This is a genomic window from Pseudoalteromonas sp. S3776 (assembly GCF_005886915.1).
Classification (GTDB): domain Bacteria; phylum Pseudomonadota; class Gammaproteobacteria; order Enterobacterales; family Alteromonadaceae; genus Pseudoalteromonas.
Genome location: NZ_PNCU01000014.1, coordinates 65,861 through 79,718, shown reverse-complemented (window position 1 = coordinate 79,718; position 13,858 = coordinate 65,861). Strand labels below are relative to the sequence as shown.

Here is a 13,858-nt window from a genome sequence, read left to right as displayed (position 1 = left end):
CAGTTCGCTTTATACCAATCCACGTAATTAAGTGGATTGGTATTACTTGTAGATTACGAATTAATGTATGCGTTTAATAAAAGTGTCATACTCCTTTGTGACAATTTAATGAATTTTAAAAAAGGACTCTAGCTCAATGTTATTAGCTATTTTTAGGCAGTTTTTTTTACTTGGCTGCATGAGTTTTGGTGGCCCCGCCGCACATTTAGGGTATTTTAAACGTCACTTTGTAGATACATTAAATTGGCTAACCGATACTCGCTATGCCCAATTAATTAGTTTAAGCCAAGCGCTACCTGGGCCTGGTTCAAGCCAAGTGGGCTTTGCAATTGGTGTTGAGCGCGCGGGGGTTATTGGTGGCATTACCGCATTTATCGCTTTTACCTTACCGTCTTTTTTAATCATGTTGTTACTAGCGGTAAGCGCACATCAGTTTGATGCTGTTTACTTTGCTATTATTGCCGGTTTAAAACTGTTTGCGGTTGTTATTGTGGCCGATGCAACACTCACTATGGCAAAAAGCTTTTGTACCAGTGTTGCGCTCAAGCTTATCGCAGTAATGAGTACCTTAGCTTTATTACTATTTCCTTTACTTGGCACGCAAATAGCTATTTTAGTAAGTGCCGCTGCTATAGGCGCAATCTGGCCTCTATTACAACTCAACACTCATATTGAGCCAAAACAAGATACTAAAAGCACGTTTAGGTGGCTCCCTTTAGGCTTATTTGTATTACTGCTCGCTATTAGCTTTATACCGTTAGGTGATGATCTTGCTTTGTTTACTCCTTTTTACCAAGCGGGCGCTATGGTATTTGGTGGCGGGCATGTGGTATTGCCTGTATTGCAAGCTGGCGTACCAGCGCTAAGTAACGATCAATTTTTAAGTGCGTATGCCAGTGCTCAAGCAATTCCTGGCCCCATGTTTACAATAGCCACATACTTAGGCGCGCAGCTCACTTCAGAGCAACCCTTAATAGGGGCCATAGCTGCAACCCTACTTATTTTTACACCGGGTTTTTTATTAATGCTGGCGTTTCAAAAAAGCTGGTTAAACCTGGCAAGTAAACCTCGCTTTGCAAGCTCTATTGCGGCGCTTAACGCTGCCGTAGTTGGCTTTTTAGCGGCGGCGTTGTACTCACCTATTTGGACATCGGCCGTTCACAATCTATGGCAGGTTGCACTAGTTATTGCCGCTTTTGCATGGCTAAGAATGAAAAAGCCACCTATTTGGTGGCTATTAGCTTTATTTATTAGTGTGGGCCTTACTCAGCACTATTTGCCATTACTTTAAAAGTTGGCTTATCGGTTTGCTGTGCATTAGGCGGGCTTAGTTGCCCGCTAACACTTTGATACGCTCTTAGGCCAAATACAGGCAACACTGCCAATAAGTGATCCATAATTTCGGCTTGTAAATGCTCGTAAGATATCCAGCGTTTATCTTCACTAAAGCAGTAAAACTCAATCGGTAATCCGTGGTTCATTGGTTGTAGCTCACGCACCATAAGCGTAAGTGAGGTATTTATTTTATTATGCTGCTTTAAATAGCCCTCGGCGTAGCGGCGAAACAAGCCTAAGTTAGAAACCGGATCAGGCAACGAGGCAACACGTATATATTCGTGCAGCGGAATAGCCGCATCTATTTGTTTTCTAAATTCATCACTCACTAAACAAATGCTATGCATGTCTATATTAAGTGAGCGCTTGATACGTCGGCCACCAGACTCTTGCATTCCGCGCCAGTTCTTAAACGAGCCCGCTACCAGCATATAAGTAGGTATAGTGGTTATGGTATTATCCCAGTTACGCACTTTTACGGTGTTTAGGCCTAAATCTATTACTTCACCGTCGGCACCGTAGTTTTCTACTTGAATCCAATCACCGTAAGTAACTAATCGGTTTGCCGCAATTTGGATACTGGCTACAAAACCTAAAATAGTGTCTTTAAATACTAATAAAGTAACGGCGGCTATGGCACCAAAACCAGAGAGAATATAAGTAGGTGATTTTTCAAGCACTATGCTTACAATTAATATTGCACACACAATAAAAGTAATAAGCTTAACAACCTGCAATAACCCCTGTATTGGCACTTCACGAGCAAAATCTAGCTGGTTATAAATGGCCCCAGCAATACTTACAATGCTGCTAAAAATAAAGCCTACATAAATAATTAATATACCTTGGCCAATGGTTTTTAGTATTTCTGCACTGAGTTCATTAACAGGGTAAACACTGTCGAAGGTTGCTAAAAAAAGCACGCTACATAACATACCTGCTATGCGCTTATTCAATTTGGTGAGCAACGGCGAAAGTAAGCCTATACGTTCAGGAGATAACTTAGTCACCACTTTTTGAATGCCCGGCAGCATTAATCGGCGAGTAAATAAATACACCACCAGCAAAGAAAGCACACCAATAGAGGCTGCAGTAATTGCACTTAAAAAATCTGCGTCGGGTACTTTTTCAAACCAAGGAGCAATTAACTCCTGCAGGTGGGTATTGGTCATAGTGTTTCTACTTCCTTACTAATGTGTGGCTCAGGTAAATCGTGTTGAGCATAAATGCTGGTAAGTTGCGCGTCTTTAGCAACCCATAGCTCATTAACGTACTTTTGAAAACTGCTTCTAAATGCTTTGTCGTGTTGGTAACTACCTAACATCTGCTGGTTAATAGCCAACACATCAATAGAAACATAAATCGAATCAAGCTCGCCCTTTAAAATATTGCGACAAACATGGCTTGTGCTGCCGCTGTACACCACACTGGTATTTAACATGGCATCAAATTGCTCGCCTAGTACCTCAAGAGCGAAAGCAATACCACCTGCTTTGGGCTTTAATAAGTACTTAAACGGGCTTTGCTGTTGTGCATGTTTGGCAGGTGTGTAGCGGGTGCCCTCTACAAAATTGATAATGGTGGTGGGGTTATCTCTAAAGTTACGGCAACTGTGCTTGGTGCGCTCAACGTCTAACCCTTTTAATTTGGGGTTTTTAGCCAGCTGGGCTTTAGTAACGCGCTTCATAAAAGGCATACCCATAGCCCATGCGCCAGAGCCAATGAACGGTACGTACTTTAATTCATCTTTTAAAAAAAACTTTGGGGCTGGTAATACATTAATTGAACTAAGCACTACAATATCTAACCAGCTCATATGATTACAAATTAGTAAGTACCAACTTTGCGAGTTTACATCGCCGTTAATATTGATGTTTATGTTAGCGCAGCCAAGCCATAAACCAAGCCTATTGCCATTACACCAGCCTCGGTACAGGCTGTGCAGCATAGCGTTAATTATAGATAAAGGGAGTAAAAGCTTTATTAGACCTAGTAGTAAAACTAAGGAGCCAAAAATAATTAAATTTGAAAAAAACACGCAGCCTACAATTAAGCCATTGAGCCAATTTGGTAACCACTTTTTTAGCATAATTGTAAGCCCATTTTGTTGCCTTATTATTTATGGTTTTGTTCGAGCTGCTGAATTGTTTGCTCTTTTTCTTCCCATAAACGGTTTAGTTCGCTTTGAAAGCCCACTCTAAACTCAGAGTCGCCAGTGTAATCACCAATCAACTCCTCGCTTACAGGGCGAATGTCTACATGCACATTAATTTGCTTCACTTTGCCGCCGGCAAAGTCCATAAACGTAGGTATGCCATCGGGGTAATGGATTGTTACATTCACCACTTTAGAGATTTGCTCACCCATGGCTTGCATTACAAATGCAATCCCACCTGCTTTTGGTTTTAATAAATGTGGAAAAGGGCTGTTTTGACGTGCGTGTTTTTGCGTAGTAAAACGTGTACCTTCTACAAAGTTAACAATGCTTACTGGCATTTCTTTAAATTTTTCGCAAGCTTTACGGGTGGTTTCTATGTCTTTACCACGTAGCTTTGGGTTCTTTTTTAGCTGTGCTTTACTGGTACGGGTCATAAATGGAAAGTCGAGCGCCCACCAGCACACACCTAAAATTGGCACGTAAATAAGCTCTTTTTTTAAAAAAAAGTTTAAAAAAGGTATTTTTCGATTAAATATACGCTGCAGCACTAATATATCTACCCAGCTTTGATGATTAGCAATTACTAAATACCAGTCTTGTAATTTGGTTTCTTCAAGTCCAGTCACATTAATTTTAGTTGGCGTGAATAAGCGTTGGTTAAAGCTATTAACCGACACCCAAATAGTGGCACACTGCTTAGCAACCCAGCTTAAAAACTTTTGCATAGGTTTGATAGGGATTAATTTTAATAGCCCACAAATAAAAATAGGTAAAAACCAAATAAGTGTGTTTATTGTGTAAAGTAAAATACTAAATACACTACGAATTACTGACATTTATTTCTATTCCTTTAAACAATGCGCAGCAAACAACCGCGCTTTTAACACTGAGTATGTAAAGTTAATCTTCAAAGTAAGTGTAACCTTCAAGGCCGGCATTTAGTTCAGCTAAATAGCCTGCTTTACACTGCTCAGACACTGCTAGCTTGTTGACCAATAGTTCAAAGTTTTGTGCCAAAATGGCGCTATCATAGTCAACAAACTTTAATACATCCTTAACGCTATCACCTTTTATAGCATTGGTTAACACATAGCCCTCATCGTTTAGCTCTACATGTACTGAATCTGTGTCGCCAAATAGGTTATGTAGGTCACCTAAAATTTCTTGGTAAGCTCCCACCATAAACATGGCTATATGGTATTGCTCGCCATGTTGATATTCAGGTATAGGTAAACTGGTTTCTATGCCTGCACCTTCTACGTACTCACGGATTTGTCCGTCAGAGTCACAGGTAATATCTTGAATAATCGCACGCTGCGTAAGTGGCTTATCTAGGTTTTCGATTGGCATAACCGGGAACAACTGCTCAATGCCCCATACATCAGGTAACGACTGAAACAGTGAAAAGTTCACAAATAGTTTGTCGGCTAACTTTTCGTGTAAATCGTCAAGTACTTCGCGGTGCGCACGCGCGTTATTGCTAAGTGATGCTCGCACTCGGTGCAAAATAGTAAAATATAACTGCTCTATTTTCGCCCACTCTAGCATGCTTACTAACCCATGCACGTATTGGTCATGGGCTTCGCTAAATAGGTGCATTGCATCGTGGTAAATCTCTAGCGCCATACGCGGGTTTAAACGTTGTAAACACTGCCACATTTCATCAAGCACTAACGCGCTATTTTGAAGTGGCGGCTCAGGGTTTGGATGATTTGGCGCTTTTTCTACGTCTATCACATCGGTAATTAACACCGCGTGGTGCGCTGTTAAAGCACGCCCTGATTCGGTAATAATGGCAGGGTGCGTTAAGCTATGCTGATCACACACCTCAGCAAAAGCGTTAACCACATTACGTGCGTATTCTTCAACGGTGTAGTTCATCGAGCACGCACTACGTGAGCCTGAGCCTTCGTAATCTACGCCTAAGCCACCGCCTACATCAACGGTATTGAGCGGTACACCTAGCTGAGTAAGTTCAGCAAAGTGGCGTGCACATTCGCGCAGGGCGCGGTGTATGTCGCGTATATTGGCAATTTGAGAGCCAATATGAAAATGCACCATTTGCATTAAATGCAATTTATTATGCTTTTTAAGCACCTCAACAGCACTAAGCACTTGGCCTGCGGTTAAGCCAAATTTACCTTTTTCGCCCCCGGTATTTTGCCACTTGCCTTTACCTACCGAGTTTAAGCGAATGCGTATACCAATGGCTGGCTCTATGCCAAGGTTATCTATTTCCTCAAGTAAAGTAGTGAGTTCTGATAATTTTTCGACCACTATTTTAACACTGTGCCCCATAGCTTGACCAATACAAGCTAAACGTAAAAATTCACTGTCTTTATAGCCATTGCACACAATAGTAATGGGCTTATCAGCTATGCCTAAAATTGCCATTAGCTCGGGTTTTGAGCCAGCCTCAAGGCCAACTAAACCACTTGGGTGCGCCAATAGCTTACTTACCACAGAGCGCTGCTGATTAACCTTTATTGGGTATACACACGTATACTTGCCTTTGTACTCGCGGTTGCTTTGAGCAAGCGTAAATGCATTAGTAAGCGTATCTACGCGGTTTTTTAAAATATCGGTAAAGCGAACTAATACCGGTAAGGTTAAACCTTGCTGCTTAAATTGTTCTGTGAGCTGCGTTAAAGAAATCGCATTTTTAGATTGGTCGCCATCTGGGTAAGCAACCAGCTCGCCTTGTGCGTTAATATCAAAATAGCCATCGCTCCAATGAGCAACATTATATGTAGCGCGTGCTGTTTCTAAACCCCAAGTCATGGCAACTCTTCTTTAATCAATTAGCTATAAAGGCGCATTTTAATACGTCACTATCCCCTACGCTAACAAAAATTGAACTTTAACTCGATACTGGCTAACTTTATTGGCTAAGCAGTTAAAATTTCATTGAGCAAAACGCAAAGCGCTGGCAAAATTGCCCCCTTTTCATACTCAACTTAAAAAGTGTAAAAGCAACTATGGCAAATTTAGATCAAAGTAAGTGGTTTACAGAAATTAGCGACCGTGATGGTAGCGCATTTTCATTGCGTATTAACAAAAAGTTGGATGAAAAACAGTCTCCTTTTCAAAAGGTAGAAATGTTCGAAACCACAGACTTTGGTAATTTAATGATCATCGATGGTTGCACCATGGTTAGCACTCGTGAAAACTTTTTTTACCATGAGATGATCAGCCACCCTGCACTTTTAGCGCACCCAAATCCTAAAAATGTGGTCATTATTGGCGGCGGCGATTGCGGTACATTACGTGAAGTATTAAAACACCCAGGCGTAGAAACCGTAACCCAAATAGATATAGACGAAGTAGTAACGCAAATGTCGTTAAAATACTTCCCAGAGCTTTGTGAGTCTAACAACGATACACGCGCAACCGTTATGTTTGATGATGGCATTAAATACATGCGCGAAGCTGCGAGCGAGTCTATTGATGTTGTTATTGTTGATGGCACAGACCCAGTAGGCCCAGGCGAGGGGTTATTTAACCACGCGTTTTACACGAGCTGCTTAAATGCACTTCGCCCGGGCGGTATTTTAGTGCAGCAAAGCGAATCACCATTAATGCATATGCCACTATTAGTAGAAATGCGTGAGGCTATGTTAAATGTAGGCTTTAACGATTTACAAACACTGCCATTTCCACAGCCAATTTACCCAAGCGGTTTATGGTCGGTAACGCTTGCTCGTAAATCACAAGCATTTAATGGCTTTAGAGAAGCCGATGCAGAGCAAGTTGCACAGCAAAGCGAATACTACAACAGCGGTATTCATCACGGCGCACTTGCTACACCAAACTTTATGAAACGCGCATTTGATAAAAAATAATTCACACTTTTTTTGAAACTAAAAGGGAGCTTTAAAAGCTCCCTTTTTTGTACTTTAAAAACGCCATTGAGCGTTAGCCATAAGTTGCTGCTGCGATATTCGCTGAGCAAACCCACTACCCGGCCTATTTTGTACAAAGCTATGCAGCGCTGAACCCTCAACACCTATTTGTACCGTATCGGTTAATTGGTAACGCCACGTAGCTGTTAAGCCTTCGCCGTGGCTGGCGTTAGGGTCAAACGCGGTGGTGTCATCGTCATCTACTTTAAAATAGTCATACCTAAGCGATACCCTATGCTTACCCGCCTTATGGCTTAGCATTAAATAATGGCTGTAAAAACGGTTATAAATAAGCTTATTAGCGCCCATTTCAGTTTTACCATCGAGTAGCTGGGCAATAAAACGGGTTTTTCCTGTCAATTTATATAACCACGCTAAGCTGCTAAAGCGAGTATGCCAAGCGTATTGCCCTGTTGTGCGATTAAAAACGCTCGGATCGGCGTTATTATCGTAATAATAAAACCTAAACTGCGAGCGCTTTAAATAATCCCAATGCACACCGGCATAGTAGCCAAAACGACCATCAACTTCTTCAAATGGCAGTACTTGGTTAGCTTGCCAGCGTAATTCGTCGCTATTTAATGCCGCAATAGGTGCAAATTGTACACTTTCGCTAAAGGTTGTTTGCCTATCGTGCAATGCAAATCCGCGCCACGAAAGTAACGTCCCTGTTGGGTCGTTTCCTTTGTAAATAGCTGCGCTCACACTAAAGCTGTGCTTAGAATTAAAACGTTTTCCGGGGCGCTTAATACTAAGCTCGCCACCGACGGTGCGAAGCTCTTCGCCTATCCAACTATTAATGGCTGAATTAGTATAATTGTAAGGTGAAGTCCAGCCTATATCGGGGTTTTCTAGCGACATACTAGGATAAAACCCACCGAGCTTTACATGCCATTTATAACGGCTGTTTACTAACGGCTGATACTGTAAATACGCTTGGCTTAAACCTAAAGTAGTTTTCGGCTCTTGATTGGCATTAACAACGGCATGTGCGCGCCAAGCACTACTTAAATCGGCCTTAAAGTCTATAATTCCTTGCGATAACAAAATGCTATCACTGCTATCCCCATGGCGATATAAACCAATACCGCCATCTTGAAAGCTTTGTGTATCATCGCTTGCAACCGCACGTACCTGAATAAGCCCTTTAACTTGCGAAAAAGCCGGTAGGCTCATAAAAAGCAAGCCAAGTATTACTGTATTTTTGCGCTTAATAGTCATCAAATTCATCCGTAGCAAAGTCTACTTGCTCGGCTATGGCCTGCTTTACGGTGTAGTGTATAGGTGACTCGCTCACATTAACGCTGTGGGTTTCTACGTTGCTTATATCGCTAAAGCCAGAATGCCATACCCTCATGCTGTATTGCCCATTAGGGGCAGTTAAATTAACCACACCGTTATTGTCGGTAATTGCAAAAACGGTGCTATCAACCACCACAATATAGCCTAGCATCCAGTCATGAATATTACAGCCAAGTTCAACCACCCCTGTTTGATCAAATGTTATGGGCGCTTTAGGTTGCTCTTTGTAAAGTTTCAACTCAAAGGTTTTAGCTTTAGAAAACGAATAAACATGGTGCATGATAGAGTCGGCATTAGGAAACTCTACCTTTGCATTTTGCGGAACCACTAACGTACGTGGCGTAAACTCGCGGTTTTTTTGGCTCATTGCATAGGTTTTACTTGCTTGGTTACTAGCCTCAATGGGCGCCCCGCTTAGCCACACTACCGCATTTGCTAAAGGCTGATTATTGGCATTTTTTATAGTTATTGTTGTTGCTGCTACGCAAGTACTCATACTTAGCAGTAATACACTGAGTAAGGGTTTTATCATGGGGCTAATCGCTATTATCAATTTGTTTACATTATAGACCGATTAAACCGTTAAATTCTTTCTATTTTTTAAAAGATTGAATACGTATGTAGACAGTCGCATTAACAACTCAGTGCCATTATCCTTAAAGGTCACCACCGACTCATCAAAGGACACACAATGAGAACATCCGCACTTTTACTACTGGCGTTTGCTGGCAATAGCTTTGCACAAACCGCTGTAGTTGAATCACCTAATTCACAAATAAAAGTGACTATTTCAGATGAAAATAGCACACCCAGCTACGCTATTAGCTTTAAAAACAAACCCGCTATAAACGCCTCGCGCTTGGGTTTTGAATTTAAAACCCAAGCGGCATTTAGCGATGGTTTTAAAATTACCCATGTTAAGCAGCAAAGCCTAAATACCCAGTGGCAACAACCTTGGGGCGAGCGACAAACGGTTACTGATAAACACAACGAAGTTGCGGTTACGTTTACAAAAAACGAGCCTAATGGGGCAACCTACACAGTGCGCTTTAGAGCTTTTGATAGTGGCGTTGGGTTTAGATACGAAGTGCCAAAACAAGCAGGCTTTGAGCAAACACACATTACCAAAGAGCTCACCGAGTTTGCCATTAACAATAACAACAATGCCACCGCCTGGTGGATACCCGCCCGCGGTTGGAACCGATACGAATACGTTTACAACACCACTGCATTAAATGACGTCCCCCTTGCACACACGCCGTTCACCTTAAAAACCAATGACGGTACCCATATAAGTATTCATGAAGCAGCCTTAGTTGATTACGCAGGTATGGTGCTTAATCAACGCCGCCCAGGCACTTTTAATGCCGATTTAACACCGTGGTCAGACGGCATTGCTGTTAAAAAGCAAGGGGCGTTTAATACCCCTTGGCGCACCATTCAAATTGCCGACAGGGCGGTTGGCTTAGTCAATTCAGACATAATATTAAATTTAAACGAGCCTAATAAGCTCGGTGATGTATCGTGGGTAAAACCTGGTAAATACGTGGGTATTTGGTGGGGCATGCATATAAACACGCAAACCTGGGGCAGCGGCGAAAAGCACGGTGCCACCACACAAACCACCAAATACTACATGGACTTTGCCGCAGAATATGGCTTTGATGGCGTACTAGTAGAAGGCTGGAACATAGGCTGGGACGGTGACTGGTTTTTTAATGGCGATGTATTTAGTTTTACACAACCCTACGACGACTTTGATATAGCGGCCCTTACTCAATATGGCAAACAAAAAGGCGTGCAGTTAATTGGCCACCACGAAACATCGGGTAATGTAAGTAACTATCGCGACCAAATGGACGAGGCCTTTGCCCTTTACGAAAAATCAAACGTAAGCCAAGTTAAAACGGGTTATGTGGCCGACGGCGGTAACATAAAGCGCATAGACGAAAACGGCATTGCCCGTCATGAGTGGCACGATGGCCAATTTATGGTTAACGAGTACCTTTACAATGTAAAGCTGGCTGCTAAACATAAAATTAGTATTAACACCCACGAGCCAATAAAAGACACCGGCCTGCGTCGCACCTACCCAAATTGGATTGCCCGCGAAGGGGCACGCGGCCAAGAGTTTAATGCATGGGGTACGCCGCCTAACCCACCAGAGCATATTCCTATGCTGGCGTTTACCCGTATGCTGGCAGGGCCTATGGACTTTACCCCTGGCATTTTTGATATGAGCTTTAATGGCTTAGGCGATAATACAAACCGCCCGCAAACAACGCTTGCCAAGCAGCTTGCACTGTATGTAGTGCTATATAGCCCGATTCAAATGGCCGCCGACTTACCTAAAAACTATTTAGCTAAGCCTGATGCATTTCAATTTATTCAAGACGTACCCACCGATTGGCAGCAAAGCATTGCGCTTGATGGCGAAGTGGGCGATTTTATTGTATTTGCCCGTAAAGAGCGCAAACGCGATAAATACTCAGGAAACGACTGGTATTTAGGCGCCGTAACCGATGAAAAAGCCCGTACTATTGAGGTAAAACTCGACTTTTTAGAAAAGGGTAAAAAGTTTGAAGCGCAGATATACCAAGACGGTAAAAACGCTGAATGGAAAAACAATCCGTACGATTTAGATATCGAAAAGCGCATAGTTAGCGCAAACGACAAGCTAACGTTAAAACTAGCCACAAGTGGTGGTACAGCAATCCGTTTTAAAGCACTTTAAGTTTTAACGCTATTAGGGCATGTTTATCTTTCGAGGTTGAATTTGTAGCAGTTTGTTTGGTATTTAGGCAAGGCAGAGCCTATGTAGTGTGGTTATTCCCCATAAATAGGCGATAACGCGGCATAAATGCCAAACAGGCGCTGCCCGAAGGGTTCTGTCTAGGGGCAATTTACTCTTTGTTGCTCGATTTTTACTTAGCCCACTAGGTTACAAACCTCGCGCCGCGATTAAATTGCCCCTAGTTTGAACAAATTTTAATCCTGAAAGGTCAACAGGCCCTAAAGTTATTGAAATAGCCAACTCTGCACAGTTTACTGTGCAGAGTTTTGTATTTTTATCGGTAAATAAATTTGTGCACTTAGACCGCCCTCTGGGCGGTTTTCAAGCTTAACTTTACCATCGTGCATATCAATAATGCGCTTAATAATGGCAAGGCCTAAACCACTACCTTCGCTGCCACGCGCTGCATCTCCTTGCTTAAAGGGTTCGAACACTGATTCAAGTTCGCTTTCTGGAATGCCTGGCCCGTTATCGTTTACCGCTATCACAACGTATTTTTTGTTTGAATTAAAGTAGCTTAATACTTCTATATCGCCGTCAGAATAACGCAGCGCATTTTCAATCATGTTAGTAATTACACGTTTAATAGCCACACTGCTTAACGGAACAAGTCCCACGCTAGGGTTACCTTTAAAGGTAATAACACGCTGATGTTTAAGCTCACAATTAACCACTTCAGACACGAGTGCGTTTATATCTTCGCAAACAAGCTCATCTGTTTTGTGGTGGCGTAAATACTCAATAAATTGATCGATAATGCCGTTCATATCTTCAATATCGTATATGATGCCCTCGCGAAGGTAGTCATCCTCATCGCTCATCATTTCGGTTGCAAGACGAATACGAGTTAGCGGGGTACGTAAATCGTGAGAAACACCAGCCATGAGTAAACGGCGGTCGTTTTCAAGAGCGGCAATGCCACGCGACATCTGGTTAAATGCACGGGTCACTTCTATTACTTCACTGGAGCCCTCTTCTTCAAGCTTAGAGCTAAAATCGCCCTTACCTACTTTCACAGCAGCTTGCTGCAACGCCTTTAATGGCCGGTTTAAGTGCCTCGCAAATAGCCAGCCACCTAATACACTTAAAAAACCAATACTTGATAAGTAAAAGGTTAAAAATTCGAGATTGTTTTCTTGATACCCGCTAAGCGGTACTTTTACCCAATACCCTGGCGCTTGCGGTGCTTCTACCCAATAAATTAGTGGGTCGGTTTGGCTAATGCGCACCCGCGCCGAGCCATTTAATTGCTCAGACATACTACGCGACAGCATCGAGTACTCTCGGGTTTGGCCAAGCCCTTGGCGCATTGCCTCGCGCTGCGTCATCACTTCTATACCGGTAATTTCAAAAAATTTTTCAGATACTTCGTCGTTTATTTCTACGCCGTCTTCCCAGTCTATAAATACCGTTTTAATTTGCTTTGCAAGCATGAGATTTACTTGCTCTATGGTCGGTTTTACAACGTAAAAGCTTACCGTCACATAGGACACTATTTGGTTAATTAGCAGTAAAGCGGCCACTAAAAATACAGTTTGTCCAAACGCACTTCGCGGAAAAAATCCCATATAAACTACTTTTCACCGTCAGGAACAAACACATAACCTAAACCCCAAACCGTTTGAATATAGCGCGGATTGGCAGCATCTACTTCTATCATGCGGCGCAGTCGCGATACTTGCACATCAATACTGCGCTCAAGCGCGCTGTAATCTCGCCCTCGAGCAAGGTTCATTAGTTTATCGCGACTCAATGGCTCGCGCGGGTGTGATACAAGGGCTTTAAGCACGGCAAATTCTCCGCTGGTGAGCGAAATGGTTTTATCGCCTTCACTCATTTCACGGGTGGCTAAGTTAAGTGTAAATTGGCCAAACGCAATAAGGTTTTCTTCTGCTGCGGGTGCGCCCGGCACTTCTTTAGCACGACGACGTAAAATAGCTTTAATGCGAGCCAGTAATTCGCGCGGATTAAACGGTTTAGGGATGTAGTCATCTGCGCCTAGCTCCAAACCAATAATACGGTCGACCTCATCGCCTTTTGCTGTCAGCATTACAATAGGAATTTCGTTTTCTTTTTGGCGTAGCCGGCGGCAAATTGATAAGCCATCTTCGCCTGGTAGCATTAAATCAAGCACCATTAAGTGAAAGTTTTCTCGCTCAATGAGTCTATCCATTTGCTCTGAGTTTGCGGCGGTTCTAACAATAAACCCCTGCTCTACTAAATAACGCTCTAGTAAGCTGCGCAGGCGCATATCGTCATCAACAACTAATACTTTTGTGGTTTCGTGTCCCATTGTTTGTTTCTTATTTTTATCTCCAATTAATAGTTAATATAAATGAAAAACTTAATAATCAAAATCTAATTGCG

General features: G+C 42.5%; 11 protein-coding genes. 3 read left to right on the top strand and 8 right to left on the bottom strand.

From position 1 onward, the window contains the following. The first annotated feature begins 136 nt into the window (after positions 1–136). Positions 137–1,291 (top strand): chromate efflux transporter, encoded by a 1,155-nt coding sequence (gene chrA / locus CWC16_RS06985; protein ID WP_138541016.1) that lies wholly within the window; start codon positions 137–139, stop codon positions 1,289–1,291. Here chrA and CWC16_RS06980 read toward each other — a convergent pair. The 4 genes from CWC16_RS06980 to speA all read right to left on the bottom strand — a co-directional run bounded on the left by CWC16_RS06980 (position 1,263) and on the right by speA (position 6,274). Then, positions 1,263–2,507 carry a mechanosensitive ion channel family protein gene (locus tag CWC16_RS06980; protein ID WP_138541015.1) on the bottom strand — a complete coding sequence of 415 codons (1,245 nt, stop codon included), beginning with the start codon at positions 2,505–2,507 and terminating at the stop codon, positions 1,263–1,265. The two genes, chrA and CWC16_RS06980, sit on opposite strands and share 29 nt — an antisense overlap. Next, entirely contained in the window at positions 2,504–3,424 is a 921-nt protein-coding gene (gene yihG, locus CWC16_RS06975; protein ID WP_055015435.1) for a 1-acylglycerol-3-phosphate O-acyltransferase, YihG family, read from the bottom strand. The genes CWC16_RS06980 and yihG (CWC16_RS06975) overlap by 4 nt, the downstream gene beginning before the upstream one ends. A gap of 26 nt (positions 3,425–3,450) precedes the next feature. Further along, complete coding sequence (gene yihG, locus CWC16_RS06970; RefSeq protein WP_138541014.1) at positions 3,451–4,329, bottom strand: 1-acylglycerol-3-phosphate O-acyltransferase, YihG family; 879 nt, start codon at positions 4,327–4,329, stop codon at positions 3,451–3,453. A gap of 64 nt (positions 4,330–4,393) precedes the next feature. Continuing rightward, the gene (gene speA, locus CWC16_RS06965; RefSeq protein WP_138541013.1) at positions 4,394–6,274 is read right to left on the bottom strand and encodes a biosynthetic arginine decarboxylase; all 1,881 of its coding nucleotides are present in this window, start codon (positions 6,272–6,274) and stop codon (positions 4,394–4,396) included. 197 nt (positions 6,275–6,471) lie between these two features. Between speA and speE the strand changes: the two genes are divergently transcribed. Continuing rightward, positions 6,472–7,335 carry a polyamine aminopropyltransferase gene (gene speE / locus CWC16_RS06960; protein WP_055019701.1) on the top strand — a complete coding sequence of 288 codons (864 nt, stop codon included), beginning with the start codon at positions 6,472–6,474 and terminating at the stop codon, positions 7,333–7,335. 54 nt (positions 7,336–7,389) lie between these two features. Here the strand turns inward: speE and CWC16_RS06955 are convergent, their stop codons facing one another. Together CWC16_RS06955 and CWC16_RS06950 are read right to left on the bottom strand one after the other, a co-directional pair. Further along, positions 7,390–8,616, bottom strand: coding sequence for a hypothetical protein (locus CWC16_RS06955; RefSeq protein ID WP_138541012.1), 1,227 nt, complete (start codon positions 8,614–8,616; stop codon positions 7,390–7,392). After that, the gene (locus CWC16_RS06950; protein ID WP_138541011.1) at positions 8,606–9,229 is read right to left on the bottom strand and encodes a cupredoxin domain-containing protein; all 624 of its coding nucleotides are present in this window, start codon (positions 9,227–9,229) and stop codon (positions 8,606–8,608) included. Before CWC16_RS06950 ends, CWC16_RS06955 begins: the two co-directional genes overlap by 11 nt. Before the next feature lie 159 nt (positions 9,230–9,388). Between CWC16_RS06950 and CWC16_RS06945 the strand changes: the two genes are divergently transcribed. After that, positions 9,389–11,431 (top strand): glycoside hydrolase family 97 protein, encoded by a 2,043-nt coding sequence (locus CWC16_RS06945; protein ID WP_138541010.1) that lies wholly within the window; start codon positions 9,389–9,391, stop codon positions 11,429–11,431. Positions 11,432–11,742: 311 nt separating this feature from the next. Here the strand turns inward: CWC16_RS06945 and envZ are convergent, their stop codons facing one another. Further along, positions 11,743–13,059, bottom strand: a complete 1,317-nt coding sequence (gene envZ, locus CWC16_RS06940; protein ID WP_138541009.1) for a two-component system sensor histidine kinase EnvZ — start codon at positions 13,057–13,059, stop codon at positions 11,743–11,745. A 5-nt stretch (positions 13,060–13,064) separates the two neighbouring features. Then, positions 13,065–13,784, bottom strand: a complete 720-nt coding sequence (ompR, locus tag CWC16_RS06935; protein ID WP_089348882.1) for an osmolarity response regulator transcription factor OmpR — start codon at positions 13,782–13,784, stop codon at positions 13,065–13,067. Between the last annotated feature and the right edge of the window lie 74 nt (positions 13,785–13,858).